Origin of the sequence: Ereboglobus sp. PH5-5 (assembly GCF_029504805.1) — a bacterium.
Taxonomy (GTDB): Bacteria; Verrucomicrobiota; Verrucomicrobiia; order Opitutales; family Opitutaceae; genus Ereboglobus.
The window spans coordinates 65,746-85,590 of record NZ_JAQFIT010000008.1 but is presented as its reverse complement, the minus strand read 5'-3'; the positions used below and the strand labels follow the sequence as shown (position 1 = coordinate 85,590).

At 59.6% G+C, this 19,845-nt stretch carries 13 protein-coding genes; 5 read left to right on the top strand and 8 right to left on the bottom strand.

Going from position 1 to position 19,845, the window contains the following annotated elements; translation table 11 throughout:
- The first annotated feature begins 127 nt into the window (after positions 1-127).
- Genes M2103_RS06815 through M2103_RS06805 form a run of 3 tightly spaced genes read left to right on the top strand, consistent with a single transcriptional unit; the run spans position 128 to position 3,241 of the window.
- Positions 128-1,018, top strand: coding sequence for a 50S ribosomal protein L11 methyltransferase (locus M2103_RS06815; RefSeq protein WP_277509578.1), 891 nt, complete (start codon positions 128-130; stop codon positions 1,016-1,018).
- Positions 996-2,072 (top strand): o-succinylbenzoate synthase, encoded by a 1,077-nt coding sequence (locus M2103_RS06810; protein WP_277509577.1) that lies wholly within the window; start codon positions 996-998, stop codon positions 2,070-2,072. The genes M2103_RS06815 and M2103_RS06810 overlap by 23 nt, the downstream gene beginning before the upstream one ends.
- Positions 2,054-3,241 (top strand): AMP-binding protein, encoded by a 1,188-nt coding sequence (locus M2103_RS06805; protein WP_277509576.1) that lies wholly within the window; start codon positions 2,054-2,056, stop codon positions 3,239-3,241. Before M2103_RS06810 ends, M2103_RS06805 begins: the two co-directional genes overlap by 19 nt.
- Positions 3,242-3,287: 46 nt before the next feature.
- Here the strand turns inward: M2103_RS06805 and M2103_RS06800 are convergent, their stop codons facing one another.
- Genes M2103_RS06800 through M2103_RS06790 form a run of 3 tightly spaced genes read right to left on the bottom strand, consistent with a single transcriptional unit; the run spans position 3,288 to position 7,475 of the window.
- Entirely contained in the window at positions 3,288-4,127 is an 840-nt protein-coding gene (locus tag M2103_RS06800; protein ID WP_277509575.1) for an MBL fold metallo-hydrolase, read from the bottom strand.
- 31 nt (positions 4,128-4,158) lie between these two features.
- Positions 4,159-5,868 carry a phospholipase D family protein gene (locus M2103_RS06795; RefSeq protein WP_277509574.1) on the bottom strand — a complete coding sequence of 570 codons (1,710 nt, stop codon included), beginning with the start codon at positions 5,866-5,868 and terminating at the stop codon, positions 4,159-4,161.
- 47 nt (positions 5,869-5,915) lie between these two features.
- Complete coding sequence (locus M2103_RS06790) at positions 5,916-7,475, bottom strand: adenylosuccinate synthetase (protein WP_277509572.1); 1,560 nt, start codon at positions 7,473-7,475, stop codon at positions 5,916-5,918.
- A 307-nt stretch (positions 7,476-7,782) separates the two neighbouring features.
- Between M2103_RS06790 and M2103_RS06785 the strand changes: the two genes are divergently transcribed.
- On the top strand, positions 7,783-8,181 hold the full coding sequence (locus tag M2103_RS06785) for a helix-turn-helix transcriptional regulator (RefSeq protein ID WP_277509571.1): 399 nt from the start codon (positions 7,783-7,785) through the stop codon (positions 8,179-8,181).
- Positions 8,178-9,485 (top strand): HipA domain-containing protein, encoded by a 1,308-nt coding sequence (locus M2103_RS06780; protein ID WP_277509570.1) that lies wholly within the window; start codon positions 8,178-8,180, stop codon positions 9,483-9,485. The genes M2103_RS06785 and M2103_RS06780 overlap by 4 nt, the downstream gene beginning before the upstream one ends.
- Before the next feature lie 9 nt (positions 9,486-9,494).
- On the opposite strand, the gene M2103_RS06775 is transcribed toward M2103_RS06780, so the two are convergent.
- The 5 genes from M2103_RS06775 to M2103_RS06755 form a co-directional block, all read right to left on the bottom strand.
- Positions 9,495-14,315: an autotransporter outer membrane beta-barrel domain-containing protein gene (locus M2103_RS06775; RefSeq protein WP_277509569.1), complete on the bottom strand. Its 4,821-nt coding sequence runs from the start codon at positions 14,313-14,315 to the stop codon at positions 9,495-9,497.
- Positions 14,316-14,603: 288 nt separating this feature from the next.
- Positions 14,604-16,511, bottom strand: a complete 1,908-nt coding sequence (locus M2103_RS06770; protein WP_277509568.1) for a hypothetical protein — start codon at positions 16,509-16,511, stop codon at positions 14,604-14,606.
- An 18-nt stretch (positions 16,512-16,529) separates the two neighbouring features.
- Positions 16,530-17,054, bottom strand: coding sequence for an HAD hydrolase family protein (locus M2103_RS06765; RefSeq protein ID WP_277509567.1), 525 nt, complete (start codon positions 17,052-17,054; stop codon positions 16,530-16,532).
- Positions 17,055-17,197: 143 nt separating this feature from the next.
- Positions 17,198-19,300, bottom strand: coding sequence for an alpha-ketoacid dehydrogenase subunit alpha/beta (locus M2103_RS06760; RefSeq protein WP_277509566.1), 2,103 nt, complete (start codon positions 19,298-19,300; stop codon positions 17,198-17,200).
- A gap of 32 nt (positions 19,301-19,332) precedes the next feature.
- Positions 19,333-19,740: an SMI1/KNR4 family protein gene (locus tag M2103_RS06755; RefSeq protein ID WP_108826280.1), complete on the bottom strand. Its 408-nt coding sequence runs from the start codon at positions 19,738-19,740 to the stop codon at positions 19,333-19,335.
- Between the last annotated feature and the right edge of the window lie 105 nt (positions 19,741-19,845).

Below are 19,845 nucleotides of genomic sequence, written 5' to 3'. Positions count from 1 at the left end.
GAAATTGAATATGTGATTGAAGTTCGATGGACGAGAGTTGCGCGATGAAAGTCAAGCGGATCGGTTTTGCGCGGCTTTGCGCGCTGACGGGGGAAATCGGATTCTTTGAAAAATCAATTTGCCGAAGATGCAGGTCCGGCGTGTCGTGTGCGGCATGGATTTATTTGAAATAAAGGTCGAGATCACGCCCGCCTCCGTTGATGAGACGGACAATCTTTTGCTCGAGTTGGGCATTGAGGGGTGGAGTCTGCTTGAGGATGTGATTGAAAAGCGCGCGTGGGTTGTCGGCATTTTCCAGAGTGGCGACGAGGCGCGCGCGCAATGGGACGCGTTGAGGCCGCAACTGGGCGGCGCGCCGATTGGCGAGGCCGGGTTGCGCGCGCTGGGCAACAGCGACTGGCGCGACAGTTACAAGGCGCACTTCAAGGCGTGGAAATTCGGGCGCTTGCACTGGGTTCCGGTTTGGGAACGCGACAAGTTCACGCTGCCCGGGGGCGAGGAGGTTATCTGGCTCGATCCGGGGATGGCGTTTGGCACGGGGAATCACGAGACGACGCGGTTGTGCGTGGAGCGGCTTGTCGAGTTGCCGTTCAATCGTGATGCGCGGGTGATTGACGCGGGGTGCGGGTCTGGGATTCTCGCGCTGTCGGCGGCGAAGCTCGGCTACGAAAATGTGCGCGGATTTGACAACGATCCCGATGCCGTGCGGGTGAGCATCGAGAACGCGGAGCTCAACGACATGGCGGGGCGGGTGGATTTTTTTACCGGCGACCTCGTCACGGGGCTCGCGGGTCACAAGGCCGGGATCGTGATGGCGAACATCTTGGCGAATGTGCTGATTGAGTTTGCAAGGGAACTAACTGATTCGGTTGCTCCTGGTGGCGTGCTTATTTTGAGCGGGATTCTCGCCAGTGAAAACGAGCAGGTGCGCGATGCGTATGCGAAAATAGTGCCGCAGTGGAAAATCGAGCACCGCACCATGGGCGAGTGGTCGGATGTGTTGCTGCGGGCGCCTTGATAAAATCGCCGTGAATTACACGTTTGCATACCGTCGTTATTCGCTTCCGTTTCGCACGCCTTTGCGCACGGCGCACGGTTTGTGGACGCGACGCGAGGGATTGCTTGCGCGGCTTGAGCGCGAGGACGGCGGAGTGGGTTTTGGCGAGTGCGCGCCGATCCCTTGGTTTGGCACGGAGACGGTTGTCGATGCGGCCGATGTGTGCGCGACGCTGGGTGCGCGGGTGAGTGATGAGCGGATTGGCGAAATCGACGCGGCGCGGTATCCGTGTTTGCGGTTTGCGCTGGGCAGGGCGAAGTTATCAGCCGGGCTGTCTTTCCCCGAGAAACATCTGCCAACGGCTCAGCCGGATGCTTCGCCCTACCTTCCGGTTGCGGCGTTGTTGCCGGCGGGGCGCGCGGCGTTGGGAAAAATCGCGGCGTTGGCGGAGGCGGGTTTTCGCACGTTCAAGTGGAAGGTGGGCGCGGGTGACATGGCGGACGAACTGGCGTTGCTCGATGATGTGTGCGCGGCGCTTCCGGCGGGGGCGCGGTTGCGACTCGACGCGAACGGCGCGTGGGGTCGGCGCGACGCGGAACGCTGGCTGTCGCGATGTGTCGGATATCCGGTGGAATTTATCGAGCAACCTGTCGCGGCGGACGCCGCCGGCGCCGAGGATTTGCTGCTTGGACTGGCGGCTGATTATCCGGTGCCGATTGCGCTGGATGAGTCGGTGGTTGGCGCGGGGGATGTCGGACGCTGGCTGGAGCTGGACTGGCCGGGAATTTTTGTGGTCAAGCCGTCGTTGTTGGGTGATGCGGATGGCGCCTTCAAACGGCTGCCGAAGGAACGCACAGTGTTTTCGTCGGCGATTGAGACGGGGGTGGGGGCGAAGACGGCGCTGAACATGGCGTTCGAGTTTTTCGCGGACACGAAAAAACCGCGCGCGCTTGGGTTCGGCGTGTGGCCGTTGTTTGAGGACGCGCGTTTTGACGGACCCCGGGCGGCGCCGTTTGTGCGCGCGGAGGAGTTGGAACAATTCAAACCGGAGATTTTATGGAACGCGCTGAATTGATGCGAGTGGCGGAGGCAACGGGCTGTGCCGTAAGGCGCGGCGGGTTTGTTTTTTTGTGCGATCCGAAATGGGGCGCGAGAGAGACTGCCCAGTTTGAGCGATTCGGGAAAATTGCCGACGCAATGGATCAGCCCGGACACGGCTGGCTGTGCCTGCCGACGGGCGGGACGAGTGGTGAGCTGAAATTTGCGCGGCACGATGAGCGGACGCTGGCGGTGGCGGTGTCGGGTTTTTGCAAACATTTCGAAATGGCGCGGGTGAATGCGGTGGATGTTTTGCCGGCGCATCATGTGAGCAGCTTCATGTCGCGCGTGCGCTGCGCGGCGACCTGCGGCGAGCATTTACCCTGGGATTGGAAGGAGATTGACCGGGGGAACTATCCGCGCGAGGCGGAGCTGCCGGGAGGATGGGTGGTTTCGCTCGTGCCCACTCAGTTGCAGCGGCTGCTGGTGTCAGGCGAGCGGGCGTTGTTTTGGCTGCATCAGTTTCGATGCATATTTGTCGGGGGCGGACCGGTGTGGCCGCAGCTCGTGCAGGATGCCGCGCATGCGAAGCTGCCGGTCGTGCTTAGTTACGGAATGACGGAGACGGGCGCGATGGTGACGGCGCAGGGCGCGAGCGATTTTCTGGAGACCAATGATCGCAGCAGCGGGCGCGCGATGCCGCATGTGAACGTGGAGATTGTTGACGCGGGGACGGGGCTCGAAATGGCGCGCGGTCAAACGGGTTTGGTTCAGATAAGCGGGGAGAGTTTGTTTTACGGATATTTTCCGGATGGGCGCGAGATGGAGATTTTCCGCACGGAGGACATGGCGCACTGGGATGCGCGCGGATGCTTGAATATTGTTGGCAGGCGCGACGCGGTCATAATCACGGGTGGCAAAAAGGTGATGCCGGTCGAGGTGATGGAGGTTTTGCGCACGAGTGGCGTGTTCACCGACGTGGCGGTGATTGGCGTGCCCGACCCGAAATGGGGGCAGCGTGTGGTGGCGTGTTATCCGGCGCGGTCAGTTGCGAGGCTCGATATGCGCCGGGTTGAGTCGGCGCTGCATTCCCTGGCGAAATATAAATGGCCGAAGTCATACGTGCCGGTTGCCGAGTGGCCGCGCAACGCGCAGGGAAAGTTGAATCGCGCTGCGTTGGTGGAGGCGGCGTTGGGGACAAAATAATTTGCGCGGCTTCGCAGGGTTTCGTTTTCCTGCACGAACGTGTTTTTTACCAACGAGCGAAAAAGGGGTTGTTTTTCTTTTCCTGAGCCAGGGTGGTGATTGGGCCGTGGCCGCAGGCGAGAACGGTGTCGCGTGGGAGCGAGAGGATGTATTTCCAGTTGTTTTTGATGGCGTCGTCGTAAGCGTCCGCGCTGCCGCCCATCGAGCCGGCGAAGAGCGAATCGCCGACGATGGCGAGGGGGTAGGAGAGGTCGGTGGTGTAGTAGGTGGTGCCACCGGGGGAGTGCCCGGAGGTCGGGTAACTGCGAAGCGTGAGGTCGCCGATGTGGAAGATGGTGTTGTCGGCAAAGGGTTTTGCCTCGGGAACGTCGGAGGCTTCGCGCGCGGAAATCCAGACTTCGGGAGGCGTGGCTGTTTTTATGGCGGCGAGGATTTTGCCGAGATCGGCGATGTGGTCTTCGTGCGCGTGGGTGAGGAAGATTTGGCGGAGCGAGAGTTTTTCGGCGGCGAGGTAGTCGAGGATTTTTTCACCGGACGCGCCGGGGTCGAAGAGTGCGGCCTGACGCGAGCGGTGATCCCAGACGAGGTAACTGTTCACGGTCATGTCGTCGTGAGGTGCGTTGAAGGCGGCGAAGCCGCTGCGAAAAACGGGATGCGTGGGATACCATTTTTTTGAGGCGAAGTTGACGAGCGCGCCGGGGTGGAGGCGGAGGTGGCGCGCGACACGGCGGGCGGCGGCCTCGTCGAATTGGCCGGCTTTGAGCGAAGCGAGTTCGGCGGGCGTGATTTCAGCGCGGGCGGCGAGTTGCTCGTCGGTGATATGGAGGCCGCGCTGGGCTTTGCCGAGGATGTCGGTGTAATTGTCTTCGATCGGGATGCGAGGCATGGTGAAAAAGGATTCAGGCGAGGTGCTAAATTTAGAGGAGGCCCTCAATGGGAAAGATGCGGAGGAGCGTGGTTTTCACGCGGCGCCAGACGCTGGCGTTGGGGTCGGTGTTGTAGGTGGCGGGTTTGCCGTCGGGGGTGCCGGTCCAGTAGAGTTTGCGGTTGCCTTCGGTGTCGGGCTTGGTGATGCGGACTTGGTAGCTGCTATCGGGCTCAATGGCCTCGTTGAAGAATGCGGCGAGTTCGCGGGAGAGTTCGGGGCTTTCGACCAGCACGCCCATCTCGGTGTTGAGGAGTTCGGAGCGGGGGTCGATGTTCATGGAGCCGATGAAGGTAATGCGCCGGTCGATGACAAAGGCTTTTGCGTGGAGGCTGATGCCGGTGCGTTTTCCTCGGAAGAATCGTTTTTTAGTCGAGGAAGGGATGACGCGGAGTTCGTAGAGATGGACGCCGGCATCGATGAGCGGCGCGCGGTATCGGGCGTATCCGGCATGCACGATGGCGACATCGGTGGACGCAAGCGAGTTGGTGAGGAGTTTTACATCGACGCCGCGTTTGACGAGATTGCCGAACATTTCCACACCTTGGGGACGGGGGACAAGATAGGGCGAGATGAGGAGGAGTTCATCGTTGGCGGTGGTGATGATTTCAGCGAGTTTTTCACCGATGTGCGGGCCTTTTTTGGGGGCGTCGTAGGGGTTTGCCTTGCCGGGATCGTCGGCGATGAGTTGCGCAGGCGCCCAGCACCAGTTGAATCGCCGGGGATGGAGTGTTTCTGCCTGGGATTCGACCAGATCGTCCTCGAAGAGGTCATCGGGGTCGTCGTCGATGGCGAAGGCCGGGGCGAAGAGGCCGCGGATGTTTTCAGCCGCCGGGTAATCACGCGCGTTTTTTTCAAGGGTGGCGCGGAGGGCGATTAGTTTTTTGGAAGCTTTGACATGGTCGTAAAATGCCACGAGGGGGTAGGCGGCGTTGCTGTTCCAGAAGTCGTCGAAGCTTTGGCTGATTTGGGCAACGATGGGGCCGACGGCGAGAACATCGAGGTCGCGGAAGTTCATGTCCTGCCGGGCGTCGAAATATTCGTCACCGATGTTGCGCCCTCCGATGATGGCGGCCTGGTTGTCGACGATGAAGGATTTGTTGTGCATGCGCCGGTTGAGACGGCGTCCATCGAAGAGGAACTGGGTGGCGAGGCCTAGCGCGAGGCTCTTTCGAATTTTGAAGGGGTTGAAGATGCGGACTTCGACATTGGGGTGCGAGTCGATGGCGAGGATGTTGCGGTCGTTGCCGATCACATGAATGTCGTCGATGAGCACGCGCACGCGCACGCCGCGGTCGGCGGCGGCGAGGATGTGCTTGATGACAAGGCGACCGGTGGAGTCGTCGTGGATCATGTAATACTGGACATCGAGCGAGCTGGCGGCCTGGTCGGCGAGCGCGATGCGGGCGAAGAGCGCCTCGGTTCCGAGTGCGAGAAGTCGGAAGCCGGAATGTCCCTCGGGCTGCAAGGCGAGTTGCTCGGCGATAAGCCGTGTGTTGATTGTGTGCGAAGGAGGGGGGAGCGCTTCGGAGGCAATTTTCGCGTAATTTTTCCGAACACTCGAGCAACCGCTGGCCAGAAGCAGAAATAGCGTGAGGAAGATGGCGATGCCCGTGCCGCGAGTGTTGCCGCCTGTGAAAACAAAGCGCGAGAAGGCAATTCCGCGCTTTTTGATTTGTGTGCTGTTGTGAGCGGCAAACACAGTGTGGCAGCTGGCGGGCGGACTGGAGCGGAGGCGGCGTCAAGAACTCAGGTGAGCTTGAGCAGTTCCATCGCAGTCGGGATATCCTTGATGAGTTGGGAGGGTTCGGGGCCGACGCCAAGGTATCGGAAATTGGGCAGCGCCGAGGCGGGGATGCGCGAGAGGTCGTTGCCGTAATCGCCGTGGAACGCGACTTCTACCGTGGTTCGATACATGGCGGCGACGTAGCGGCGGGCGCTTTCGGGAAGATCGGCGAAGCTTCGAATTTTCGAAATGTCCTCGGACCAGCCCGCGTATTTTGCGTAAACAGGGCGGAGGGTGCGACGGACGGCCTCGTTGCGGGGGACGTGATGATAGCGCTTGCCGGATGCGTCTTCGTAGGCGGTGCAGATAAGGAGTTCACCGCGCCAATTGCCGTCGTGAGTGAGCGCGTCGGCCTTGTTGATCATGAGATCTTGGTAGCCGCCGTAGCGGAGCGCGTCGCCTTTTTCAACAGCGTCAAACCAACCGACCATGCGCTGGCGTCCGGTGCTGGTGCCAAATTCGATTTGCTTGAGCTTGGCGGCGAGCGGGTGCGCGTCGTCCATTTGCGTGATGAAGGTGTGTGTGCCCACCTTGGTGTCATAGGCCTTGGCGACGCCGAAGGTGTGGATGCGCTGGAGCGGAATGCCGGCGCTCTCGAAAAACTCCGGCGCGAAAGTGTGCGACGCGGTGACGTTGGGCGAGAAGCCGTGGCGTTTGTCGAGCCAGTAGGACTGTCCGAACTCGCCAATGATGGTGCGTCCGGCGCGAACCTCGCTGAGGATGAGCTCGCGAACTTCGCCGATGTTTTTTTCGAGCGAAGAACCTGCGCGCCAGTAGGTGTCGGCGAGCGCGTCGAGGTTGAGCGTGAAGGGCGCGGCGCCTTTAAAACGCTTGAAATCAAATTCGTCGGCAGTGAAGACACCGAGTTCGATGGCCTCGGCGTTGGCGCGGAGTTCCGCAGCGGTCAGTTTCTCGAAAAATGAGTCCCATGTGACGGCGCTGACCTGGCAGACGTGCTGAATGGTGCGGCAGACGCGATCGGCGCGCTGGGCAAGTTTTTTTCGGTAGTCGTCGGGCGAGGCCAGAAAATCGGCAAAGGTGATCTGCCACTGGCCGGTCTCGTCGCAGAATGCGGGCGTGATGCCGCGTCCGGTGGAGCCGCGCGGCTCCTCGCGAAGAACATTGGTTCGGTAATCCTCCCAAGCGAGATCAAGCAGGCGATGCGTGAAATCGGAAACCATCGCGCGTTCGTCAATGAGCAGGCGCGAAAGGGTGGGGTAGCCTTTTTTTTCAAGAGGGAGCGCCTCCCACCAGACCTTGCGCGGATCGGCGACAACTCCAGAGCCGATGGCCAGATGCGCGATTTCGCGTTCAACGACACCGGCCGGCAGAAGATTGAGCTTGATACCGGCGGCGGTATGCCCGGAGTTTGCGCCGCCATTGACCTTAAGCACCACGGAAACCGCGGCGGGTGTGCCACGCAGTTCACTGGCGAGTTCGGGAATGAGACGGCCTTTGCCCTCGTCGCCAAAGGAAATGCCGACATCAGCGATGAGCTGGCTTGAGAATGGGAGAAGTGACATGGTTGATGTTTCGCGCAACCGGAGTCACATGAGCGTTCCCCTGTTGCAGAGAAGCAGAAAGAAGACGACGCGCATTTCGGCAACCATAAAAGATTCGATGTCCCAACCGAGAAAAAGCCCCCGCCCATAAATATCACCTAGAAAAAAGCTAGTTTTTTATAAGGTATGATAGTCGTGAAAAATGGCGAAAAAACGCCATAAATCACTATAATTTGTCAAAAATCGTGAGTTATATACATATCATTAAATCGCTTTTAGTGGCGAATATCTTGACAAAAGTAGTGTTTTTCGCCAAATAATACGAAAAATGAAAATCGAGCAAAACATGTCCGATCAACCAATTCTCAAAATAATTGGGATCAGACTGGCGCAAACACGCCTCTCTGAAAACATGACCCAGGCACAACTTGCGAAATTTGCGGGCGTGTCCAAACGCACATTGGAACGCATGGAAAACGGCGGCTCATCCCAACTGGTTGCGCTCATCCGTGTCTGTCGTGTCTTGGGATTGGTCGAACATTTTAACGACCTGATACCTGAATTACCCCCAAGCCCGATGACGCAATTGAAATTGAGGGGCCGTCAACGCAAACGCGCGCGCCCGCGCACCGATTCGGCAAGGTATTCCGAGCACAATCGCACCGCCGGGCAGTTTCTGCTGGAAGAGCCGAAGCCCGGCAACTGGACGTGGGGGGACGACACATGACAACGATCGCGGAAGTGAAACTCTGGGGCCGCACCATCGGCGCGGTTTCGGTGAATGGCCCGACGGACGTTGCTGTTTTTGAATACGAGCGCGCATTCATAGAAAGCGGCATCCAAGTTTCTCCCATTGTGATGCCATTGAGTGATCGCATTTATAGTTTTCCCAATTTGCCATGGCGGACATTCCATGGATTGCCAGGAATGCTGGCTGATTCGCTGCCGGACAAATTTGGCAATGCGCTCATCAACGCATGGCTTGCCACGCAGGGAAGGACGCCGGACTCGTTCAACGCTGTTGAACGCCTTTGTTACACGGGAGGGCGGGGCATGGGAGCGCTTGAATTTGCGCCGGTGGTTGGCCCCGTTACACGCGCCGCGAAAAAAATCGAAATCGACGCGTTGGTAAAACTCGCCTCCGACGTGCTCAAGCATCGCAACGATTTGAAAGGCACGTTTTCCGACGAAAAACGCGCGCAGTCGCTCAAGGACATCTTGCGGGTCGGGACATCCGCGGGTGGCGCGCGCGCCAAGGCGGTCATTGCTTGGAATCCCCGCACCAATGAAGTGCGGTCGGGCCAGGTCGGCGCAGGTGACGGTTTCGAATACTGGTTGCTCAAATTCGACGGCGTCTCGAACAACCGCGACAAGGAACTCGCCGACCCCAAAGGCTACGGTGCGATTGAGTATGCGTATTCACTGATGGCACGCGAGGCGGGCATTGCGATGAGCGAGTGCCGTTTGCTGGAGGAGCACGGGCGGCGCCATTTCATGACGCGCCGTTTTGACCGTCAGCCCGGCGGCGGCAAGCTTCACATGCAGTCGCTCTGCGCGCTCGCACACTACGACTTCAATAGCGCGGGGGCCTACTCCTACGAACAGGCGCTGCAGGTGATCCGAATGCTCGGACTGCAAACAGACGCGGTCGAGGAGCAGTTTCGGCGCATGGTTTTCAACATCATCGCGCGCAATCAGGACGACCATGTGAAAAACATCGCCTTCCTCATGAACAAAGCCGGACGTTGGACACTGTCACCGGCATTCGACCTGACCTTCAGTTACAATCCTGACGGCGACTGGACGTCGACGCATCAAATGACAATGAACGGCAAGCGCGACGATTTCACCCTGGCCGATTTCAGGGCGTGCGCGCGAAACGCGATCATGAAACGCGGGCGTGCCGGGACGATTATCGACGAGGTGCGCGCCGCCGTTGCCAAGTGGCCTGATTTTGCGAGGCAGGCCGGTGTTCCCGCCGTGTGGCGGAAACACATCCAGCAAAACTTGCGAATGAAAAAGTTCGCGTAGTGTCGCGGATTACCAGAGCACGCGGTAGCCGAGGTTGAACGACCATGGGCGGTCGTAGTTGTCGGCGGTCGCGTATTCATATTCCAAATACACTTGGCTGATGTCGGTGAGGCGATACATGGCGCCGAGGCCGGCCTCCAAACGCCAGCCCTCGGAATCGGGCGTGAATTCACGGTCAAGTATTTCCACGAGCCCGCCGCTGCTGCTCACTTTTGCGGCGGCCAGTTTTCCGTAGGGATGCCACTTTGTGTCGCGGAACTGGCGGCCCGTGCGGATTCCGACGCGGTATTGCTGCGAACTCAATGAGTCCATGTTTATGTCGAACGCGCTCACAGTGGACGTGGTTTCATATTCCGCTTTTCCAAACCATGACATCGACGCCTGCACGGAAGGCTCGATCCACCAGCCGTTGCTCCAGTTGAAGTGGCGGCCAATTTCGACGGAAATCCCGCCCATGTTGGTATTGTCCTCGCCGCTGGTCACGTGGCCGTTCGGGCTTTTGGCGTCGATGGTTTGCTCTTGGTGCCCGCCCTTAATGATGGCGTCGGCATACCAGCCGCTTTTGTGCAACCAGCTGCCATACACGCCGAATGACACCGCGCGGCTTTGGCTTTTACCGCTGTTGCCAAGGTCGAGATCAACCGCGCCGACATCGGCAAACGCGCCGAGGAGCCAGGTTGCGTTTTCGGTGTTGAAAGCGCGATCCCCGCCCGCGGTGACACCGTAGCCGTATTGCGAGTAGGAGCGTCCGCTCATGTCCGCGTCCGCGTTTAGTTGGTAGCCTCGTCCGCGCAGCCAGATGTTGCCTTTGTTGGCGGCGTTGGGGGCAAGCGCTTCACGTTCCATGCGGATTTCGCCCATGCGCTGGTGCATGGAGTCCATTGCGTAGTTCCAATCCCTGCCGAGCATGGCCGCGGCGGCGATGGCGGCGTCAACAACGCTGGATCGTCCGGTGTCCTTCAAATACCATGCGTTGTCGTTGAGCTGGCCGGGATTCTCAGTGCCCTTTATCAGAACGAATCTGTTGAGTTCGAGGTCGAGTTCGTCGATCTGGTTTCCATAAACATCGACGAGGTGATACTGCGCGGTGTCGTCGCCCGCGGCACCGGTGAAGTTGATCAGCTCCACATAGGAGCCCTCGGCGGGGGCGCGGCCCGAGTGCACGATGTTGACGCCGAACGCGCCGGAAGCGGCTTCGCTGATTTGCAAATAATCGCCCGCAAGTCCGCCATCAATCACGGTCCACGTTTTTCCGGTGGCAAGTCGTCTCACCTCATCGAAATTGACATTGAGGGAGAGGATCGAGTCAGCGCCTTCGAGACGGGCGATTGTCATTGTTTTTGGAGCGCCCGCGGCAAAGCCCAGCCAGCTGTTGTTTGCCATGTAAACATTTCCAAGGCTCATGCCGGTCGCGGCGGCGATGAGCCGGGCGTTGTTCATATCAACACCGAGTGTCGAGGCGATGGTGTTGGCGCGGGTGATTGTGACGGCGGCATTGTTTGTGAGCGCGAGCGTGCCCGAGCCGGCGACCGTGTTTGAGAGCGTGCCGCTCACGCCCGAGAGTTCATAGATCGCATCGGCGGCCACGTTAACAGTTGCGATGTTCAGGGCGGAGATGTGCGTTGCGAGCAGACGGCCCTCGTTAATGTCCACGGCGCCTTCAAAGTCGCTGTTGGCTTGCGCAATGGTCAGTGTGTTAGCGCCTTCCTTAATCAAGCGTCCGCTGCCGGCGAGTGTGTTTTCGAGCGTGCCGTTTGAGGTGCTCGAAACGGTCAGGCTTCCGGTGCTGTCGGTGAACTCGATAATGCCGTCACCGAGACCACCCGCATTGTCGAGAAGCGCGGCGGAATCCGCGTTGATGGTGATTTTGGAATGCAGCTCGGCGTTTGCGCCGTAGACGGCGAGTGTGGAGGAGTTGATGATGAGGTTTGCGCTCGTGCTGCCGGTGACGGTGCCGCGGATTTCGCCGTCAGCGTTGAGTTGCAGGGTGCCGCTGTTGAGCGCGAGGATCGAGCCTTCCTTGGCGTCGAGGGAGCCGATTTCCTGGGCAAAGTTGCCGGCGTCAAACGCGGCGCCGTTTTCAATCGCGAGCATGGAGGTCTGCCCCAATGCTCCATTTGCGCCAAGCCGGAGCGTGCCGCTGCTCACGCTCGTGGTGCCGGTGTAATCGCTTTCCGCGTTGCTGAGCATGATCCAATCGGTGGCTTGTATGTCGAGGCTGCCGTCGCCCGTGATTTTTGTGTTCAGGGTCGAGCCAGCGGCGGTGCCGTCGTCGTGATCGAGAGCCATCGTGCGTCCGTCGAGGATATCAAGTTGTTTCAGGCCGTAGGAAATATAGAGGCCGTCGCTTGATGCGCCGGTGCTCGCCACATAGTCGTAAGTGGCGACGGCGTCTGTCGTCACGCCGTCGTGCGAAAGGTTGATGCTGTGTGAATTGCTGACCACCGCGCCGCTTCCGTCATGAATGACGAGATTGGCGGCGTTGCCGGAGGCCCAGTCGGCCTCGATCAATTTCATGAGCACATCGCCGTCGTCCTGCTTCAGCAGCGGCGTGCCTTCCAGTGCCGCGAGATTAGTGCCGCTCGGGATCAAGCCGGGGTCTTTGAATCCCACCTGGATGCTGCCGGAGCCGACGGTGAGGGTGCCTGTTTTCAGGACGGTTTCGACCTGGCCCGCCATCGGTTCGACTTCGCCGAATTGCAGCAAGCCGCCGTCAAGTGTGATGCCGCCGATCTGGCGCGTGCCGGAGCTTGTCGCGATTTGGGTGACGTTGCCTGTGCCCAGGGAAAGGGTCGCGTTTGCGAGCAGAGCTTCCGTCGAATCGTCTATGACATAGGCGCTGTTTTTCAATTCCACCGCGCCTTGGAAACCGGCTCCGGTCGTCGTGGTGTCCATGCTGAAAACGTCCGACGTGCCGGTGAGGTTCACGGTCAATGTGCCGCTGCCCCGCAGGGTGTTGCTCCACTGAAAATTGCCCGCGGTGGCTGTCTTGAGCGTCAGGCTTCCGTCGGTTTCGATTTCGACGGTGGCGTCCGCGCCGAGGTTTTCTTGCGAGGCCACTGTGCCGCTTCCGGTGATATTCCAAGTGCCCTCGTAATTTGTTTGCGTGCCTGTGAGGTTCACGCCGGAGGCGCTCACTTCGGTGATACCCGCGCCGGTGATGGTGTTGCTGAACACGGTCACGCCGTCGGCGATTTCAATGACGCCGCCGTTGTCAATCGTGCCGGCGCCGAGGGCGTTGTTTGAGGCGATTTTTAGCTGGCCCGCGGTTACTGACACCAAACCTCCGAAATCCGCAGCGGCGGTGTTTCCATCCATGGTCAGCGTGCCCGATCCCGCCTTGACCAGTGTGCCCGTGATTTTGAGGGCGCCGGAATAAGTGCTATCCTCCGAGTTGTTCACGGTTAATTTGCCGATGCCCGAAAGCACGCCTGACGACGCGCCGGACAGGTCGCCCACTTGTTGGTCGTAGCCGTTGAGGTTGAATGTGCCGTCAACCACGAGCGCGGCGCTATTCATGATTATGTTCGCGACGCCCGCTGTGATCACGCCGGCCTTGATGGTCGTTGTTCCCGAGTAGGATTGCGCCGAGGAAAAGGTGAGCGAACCCGCGCCCGTTTTTGTCAGTCCGCCGCTGCCGATGAAATTGGTGCCGATGATAACGTTATGGCCGTTGGTATCAACGGCCGCGCCCCCGTTGCGGATGCTGACATACGGAATCCCCGAGATAAAATCTGCCGAATCCGCGGCCGCGCGAATCGTGCCGCTGTTGAACTCGACCACTGCCGCTCCGGCCTTTTTTTCAAGTCCGGCGACTTCCAGCACGCCGCCGTTCAAGTTGATCGTGCCCACGCCTGTGCTGTAATTTCCGAGTGCGATCACACCGGGAAAGAGAACCGAGCCTTGATCGTTGATGTTCAGCGTGCCATTCGACGAACCGCCGATCGCAAACTCGTGCGTTGCAACATCGGCTTCGGTCATGTCCCAAATGCCATTGTCGTAAATGGATACTGTCCCGGCTGCATCGAAACCGATGAGATATGCGCTCGAGAGAGCGGACGCCGTTCCGCTGACCACCTTGCCATTGTTCCTGATCTCCAAAAGACCGCTGCCATAATTGCCGACAGTCAATGCCGTGCCGATGGTCCACTGGCTGTTGCCCAACACCTTGACTTCACCGATTCCGTCAACTCCCGCGCCGATCATGTTGTCGGAGCTCGTTACCGCACCACTGCCTTGAATGGTCAGGTATCCCGTTCCCCAGCTGCCCGCGGCGCTGCTGGAGCCGCCGATATGGAGGGTGCCCGCGTCCCATGTCGCGTTGCCGTCAACAGACACCGTGCCGACCGCGCCAGCGTTCAAGCCGATGTGGGCGCCGTCGGTTTTGAGCGAGGCGTTGTTGTGCAGCGACACCGAGCCTGTCCCGTCTGAACCAATCGCGGCGTGGCGTGTTTCAAGCGAGGCGTTGCTCCACATTACCAGCGAGCCGTTGCCGCCGGCATTTTCGCCGATGTATAAATTTCCCGCCGCCGGGGCTGTGGCCGTGACAACCGCGTCGGTGCCAAGGATCAATCCGCCCGCGCCATTGCTTCCCACAACAATGCCGCCAACCTCAAACGTGGAGTTGCCGACCACGGCCGTGCCGCTGTTGTCGATGTAGGCCGTGCCGGTGGCGCTGGGCGCGGCGGGCGTCCAGTTCCCGGACAGGCTCCAATCGCCCGTGCCGGTGCCCTGCCATTGGGCTTCATCCGCGCGCAAAGGTGAAAGCGCGCACGTTGTCAGGAATATCGCGGCGAAAAAGGTCCGCAGGTTGTTCAATGAGGTTTTCATGCAGGAAAGGAGTTTGAAATTTTATGGGCGGTATCGGAGCCGTTATGGCCGGAGATTTCGCGCACAATTATGTTGGATTGGATGAATTATGTTTGAGCAAAGAGAGAAATAAATGGCCGCCCGCATTGTCAAAGGCTGCTAAAGCCACCCATGGCCTAACTACATCCCACTAATCGCAACCACTTTTCAAGTATTTTTCGTCACAACATTTTTCGTGACGCACCCCGCGATATTGCAAAATCAAAAAAATGTATCGCGCCCGATTGACGGGGATTTGACGGTTGGGCGCTACGGTTGCGGTTTTGTCGTGGTGCGGGTGATTTTTATTTTTTCACCCTCAATGTTTTCCTCGCCGCGGATGAGCGTGAGTTTTTCGCTGCTGAAGGTGACTGTTTCGTCCGGATTCGAGCGATCTATGATGACTGGATTTTCCGTGAGCGTGATGCGATCCTCGGCGGGAATGATCTCGGCGCGACCGCTTGTGACTTCGCGTGAAAGCTGTTTGAATCGCACATCCCCCGTCGCAACCAGCAGGAGAATCTTGGAGGCGATGGTTTGCAGTTTGGGGTCGAGCGTTGAATCCGGTTTCGGCGGTTGAGGCGGGGCCCCGGTCTTGCGCGGATCTGCGTCAACCGTCAGGTGGTTGCAGGCGAGGTCGAGATTCGTTCCCTCGAGATGGACGTCGCCGGCAAAAACGGCGTGCGACAGTTCGTCGGGAGTTGTCCACATGGTGAGCGTCCGGCTGGTGACAACCGTGTCGATGTCGGGCGAGGCTGCGGGGCTCTGGGGCGTGTTTGCGCTGAGGTCCTTGATTGGGGGGAGGGTGATGCGGACATTGTTTTCGGCGGTCAGGCGGCGTTCGAGCCGTTGAAGCGTGAAAATATCCGCCGAGGCGGTTGCGGATGCCTCGTGATCGATGAGCACGGGGTTTTGGGTGAGTATGATTTTATCCTCATTCGGCAGGATTTCGGCCTGGCCGCCGGTCGCTTCGCGGCTGGCTTGGGCGAGGTGGACGTTGCCGGTGGCGAGGAAATGTTGCAGCGGTGCGATTTTTGGCGCGGGTGCGTCGGGAGCGGGTTGTTTCTGCGGTGTGACGGCGAGCACGAGGTGATCGCAGGTGAGCCGGGTGTCCGTGGCGGCGACAGTTACGTTTTCATCGAGATTGGCGTGGGTGAGACCGTCCGGAGTTTCCCGCATTACAAAGTTGCCGGCGGTGATGACCGTGTTTTCCAACTTGGCATTTTCCGCGCGCGGTTCCGTGCCGGTTGCCTGCCAGGGCGGAAGGATGAATCGTCCAGTTTTGCCTTCGATGCGGCGGTCGGCGCGGTGAAGGACGAGCGGGTCGCCGGCGGCGGTGATCTTGAGTTCGGTGTCGGTGACGACGGCGTTTTGTGTGAGCGTGATGCGGCTCTCACGTGGAAACACATCGGCGCGTCCGCAAGTGACCGTGCGCGCGCCTTGGGTGAGGCGGACATTGCCGGTGGCGACGAGAAGCTGGAATTTGTCGAGCGGTGTGAGCGCGGGGTCCTTGTCGCGGAGGCGCGCGGCGGTGATTTCGAGGTGATCACAGTCGAGGCGCAGGCCGTCGACCGAGGTGATGACGACGTTGCCTTTGAGGACGGCCAGGGTTGTGCCGTTCGTTTCGTTTTGTGTGAGCGCGAGCGAATCGGCGGTGACGAGCGTCTCGTCGGACTCGAGTGCGGCCGGGGGATTTTGGGAATCCGGTTGATCGGTGGCGGAACGGCCGAGGATGTTTTTGAGCGGGGCCTTGTATAGGATGCGGGCGTTTTTGTTTATCGTGAGTTTTTGCCGCGCATGATCATAGGCCCAGTCCTCGCCCGTCACGTCGAGTTCGTCCTCGTGCGCGAGGCGGACATTTTCCTTTCCCTCGATTCTCGGTGCCGGCGAGTCGAACTCGAACACACTTGCTACGGGCGCTGTCATGCGGGTTACGACGCGGGCGCTTCCGTCACCGGGATATTGGATGAATTCGAGCCGGCCGATGTCGATCTGGCGGGTATTGATGATGGTGGCCTGTTCCCCGGAGATGAGCGATGTGCGGTGCCCGGCGTCGTTGAACGCGGGATACCGGGGATTCTTGACCGGGACGTTTGCGAAAATGCTTCTGCCCCCGGCGCCGGCAAAAACACCGGCGGCGAGGACAGAAAACAGGAGTGCTGTGAAAAGGGCGCGCACGCGCGTTGTTTCGGAAAACTATTTCCCGTGGGCGGCGAGAATGCAGTTGCAGATTTCCCGGACGGCGCCCGCGCCCGCGGCTTTTTTGGTGATGATGTCCGCCGCGGCGAGCGCGGGGGGCTGGGCGTTGGAGACGCTGATGCCGATGCCGGCCCATTTTATCGCGGGCGCGTCGATGGCGTCATCACCCATGTAGACAATCTGGTCGGCGGTGAGCTTGAGCTTGGCGGCGAGTTTTTTAAGTTCGGCGAGTTTGTCGTCCTGGCCCTGGACAACATACGGGATTTTCAGGTCCTTGGCTCGGACGGTTGTCGCGCCGGATTTCCGGCCCGAGAGCCATGCGGTGGTGATGCCGGCCCAGCCGAGATAAATGAGGCCGGCACCGTCGAGGATGCTGAAGGTTTTCGACTCGGTGCCGTCGCTTGAGACGATGAGCGAGCCGTCGGTGAGGATGCCGTCGACATCCATGGCGAAGAGCCGAATTTTACGCCACTGCGCGGCGCTGATTTTGGATTTTGTTTTTTTGGATTTTTTTGTGGGCATGGGAAAAGAGGATGTTGTTTGCGCGTGGCGATTTTTCGATGAGATTTTTTATGAGGCAGATGGGACGGATGGGAGGGCAGAATGTGCGTTGTATGTTTTTTGGAAAACGCGGTATTTGCGAAATCCAAAAATCCAAAATCGACTCAACCCATCCATGCGGTGATTTTTTCGATCACGCTGTCCTTCGTGGGGCGGAAGACGTGTTCGAGTTCGGGGGCGAAGGGCACCGGCATGTCGAGCGATGCGATGCGCAGCGGCGGGGCTTCGAGCGAAAAGAAAAGTTCCTCGGTGAGCTGCGCCACGAGCTCGGCGCCGAAACCGTGCGAGCGCCGGCCTTCGTGCAACACGATCAGGCGGTGCGTGCGCGAGAGTGACTCTCGGATGGAGTCGAGGTTCAACGGAGCGAGGCAGCGCAGGTCGAAGAGGTCGAGGTTACGCTCGTATTCAGCGGTGAGATAATCGCAGGCCTCGGCGGCAATGTGAGTCATTTCGCCGTAGGAAACAAAAGTGGCGAAGTCGCCCGCGCGCAGATGCGCGGGTTGCCAGATGTCTCGGTAATTCGAGTCCCACATGATGGGCGACTTGCCGCGTCGGTAGAGGCCCTTGTGCTCGAAAACGAGAACGGGGTTGTTGTCCTCATAGGCGGCGAGGATGGCGTTGAACGCATCCTGCGGATTGCTCGGGTAGAGCGCCTTGATGCCGGGGAATGCGGTGAACAGCGATTCGAGTTCCTGCGAATGAAAGGAGCCCAGGGTGATTCCGCCGCCGCAGGGGAATCGCAAAACGAGCGGCACTTGCGCGCCGGAGCGGAAGCGGTAGGTGGCGGCGTTTTGTGTGATTTGGGTGACTGCCTCCGTGGAAAAATCGGCGAACTGGAACTCCTCGATTGGGCGGCGTCCGCCGAGCGCGAGGCCGATTGTGAAACCGGTGCAGGCGCTCTCGGCGAGCGGGACGTTCATGACGCGGGGGCGTCCGAAATCGCGCAGCAGATGCTCGGTGACTTTGAACGGGCCGCCGTAGGTTCCGATGTCCTGGCCTAGTATGAGCGACTCAGGACGCTCGGTGAGGATTTTGCGAAGAGCGGCGTTGATGGCCTGCGCCATCGTCAAGGGTGAGTTGTCGGCAAGCTCGATGGCGGGTTTCCACGGCATCGGTTCGGCGGCGGGGGCAAAAATGTCGCGTTGCATCGGTGCGGCATCGGAGGCGGGACGCGGCACGGCGAGCGAAATTTTGACGCAGGTTTCGAGATAGGCGGAGAGCTCGGCGTCGATTGCGTCGAGTTGCGCGGTGTGGCCCGCGCCTGCAAGGCGGGCGCGGAATTTCGGGAGTGGATCGGCGGCGGCGATGCGCTCGGACTCGCCGGGCGGATAATAATCGCAAGTGTCGTAAGCGGCGTGCCCGCGGAGGCGGACGACACTGGCTTCAACGAGCATGGGGCGCGAAGTGGCGCGGACTTTTTCGAGCGCGGCGGCAAGCGTGGCGGCGACGAGTTCGGGATTTGTGCCGTCGAGCGCGAAGCCCTCGATGCCATAGCCGGCGGCGCGCTGCCAGAGGGCCGCGCCGGGCGCGCATTCCTCCTCGTAGGGTGTCGAGTAGGCGTAGCGGTTGTTTTCGATGACAAAAAGAACGGGGATGTTGAGCAGCGAGGCGAGGTTGAGCGTCTCGTGAATGTCGCCGGTGGATGACGCGCCTTCGCCGAAAATGGCGATACCAACGGCATTTTTCCCCGCGCGGCGTTGCGCGTCGGTGCAACCGGTGACATTGGACGCCATCGCGCCGAGATGGCTGACCATCGGGAGCGAGCGATTCGCCGGGTCACCGCGATGGACGTTTCCCTCGCGGGCCTGCGTGGGGCTTTCGGAGTTTGCAAAATACTGGTTGAGGTGCGTGCAGAGATGCTGGCTCCAAATGAGATGTCCGCCGAGTCCGCGATGCGTGAAGGAAATGACATCGGTTGTTTTGTCGGCGAGCAGCGCAAGGGGCACGACGAGCCCTTCGTGTCCCTGTCCTCCGGTGACGGTGCCCTTGATCAAACCCTGGCGGAAGAGGTCAAGGATGCGGTTGTCCGTGAGGCGCGCGAGTTGCATCCACGCGTAAATGCGAAGAAGGGCGGGGGAGGAAAGGGCTGAAGGGCTGAAGGGCTGTAGGGCTGAAGGTTCGGCAACGGGCGCGCTGAAATCGGCTGCGCGGAGATCGCGCTCATTGAGGATGGCGGGCGGTGCGGGAAAGTTTGTCGTGGATGCCATGGAAAAATGTGAGCGTTACGCGGATTATTTTTTCACTTTGTTCCCAAACAAAAGTCAGCGAACGATGCGGCTAAAACGTGAACACCACCAAAATCATGGTCTTCAACCATGATCTGTCCGGTCGCAGTATCCATGCTTATGGGATTTCCGCTGCCGTCCCAGCCGATAAGAAAACCATCCCGCTTCTTCCATCCTCCGTCCATTGCGGCTTCTCGTTCGAACTTTCTGTGGCTCTTCGTCAGCTCTTTGATATCGTCCAATGTCTCGGAACGAACAACACCGCCGCCGCACTCTGCGAGATACCAACGATAATCAGCAGGTATCGGCCCGAATTTTTTCTCAAATGCGCAAAGTGCGCTCTCACTTGCGGGTTTGGCTCCAAACCCTTCCGGCAATGCTAAATGCGCCTCTTTAATACAGTGTTTCTGATCGGGTGTCATTTTGGTTATTGGGTGGTGTTGAGTGCGGCGCTTGGGGTGTAAAGCATTGCGGAGGTATGGAAAGTAAAAAAGGGCGTCGCTTGCGACGCCCCTACGTGAGTGTTC

Coding starts and splice junctions, on each gene's coding strand:
- M2103_RS06815 (WP_277509578.1), top strand. CDS start 128: ATGCAGGTCCGGCGTGTCGTGTGCGGCATGGATTTATTTGAAATAAAG.
- M2103_RS06810 (WP_277509577.1), top strand. CDS start 996: ATGTGTTGCTGCGGGCGCCTTGATAAAATCGCCGTGAATTACACGTTT.
- M2103_RS06805 (WP_277509576.1), top strand. CDS start 2,054: ATGGAACGCGCTGAATTGATGCGAGTGGCGGAGGCAACGGGCTGTGCC.
- M2103_RS06800 (WP_277509575.1), bottom strand. CDS start 4,127: ATGCCTCGCATCCCGATCGAAGACAATTACACCGACATCCTCGGCAAA.
- M2103_RS06790 (WP_277509572.1), bottom strand. CDS start 7,475: ATGTCACTTCTCCCATTCTCAAGCCAGCTCATCGCTGATGTCGGCATT.
- M2103_RS06785 (WP_277509571.1), top strand. CDS start 7,783: ATGAAAATCGAGCAAAACATGTCCGATCAACCAATTCTCAAAATAATT.
- M2103_RS06780 (WP_277509570.1), top strand. CDS start 8,178: ATGACAACGATCGCGGAAGTGAAACTCTGGGGCCGCACCATCGGCGCG.
- M2103_RS06775 (WP_277509569.1), bottom strand. CDS start 14,315: ATGAAAACCTCATTGAACAACCTGCGGACCTTTTTCGCCGCGATATTC.
- M2103_RS06765 (WP_277509567.1), bottom strand. CDS start 17,054: ATGCCCACAAAAAAATCCAAAAAAACAAAATCCAAAATCAGCGCCGCG.
- M2103_RS06760 (WP_277509566.1), bottom strand. CDS start 19,300: ATGGCATCCACGACAAACTTTCCCGCACCGCCCGCCATCCTCAATGAG.
- M2103_RS06755 (WP_108826280.1), bottom strand. CDS start 19,740: ATGACACCCGATCAGAAACACTGTATTAAAGAGGCGCATTTAGCATTG.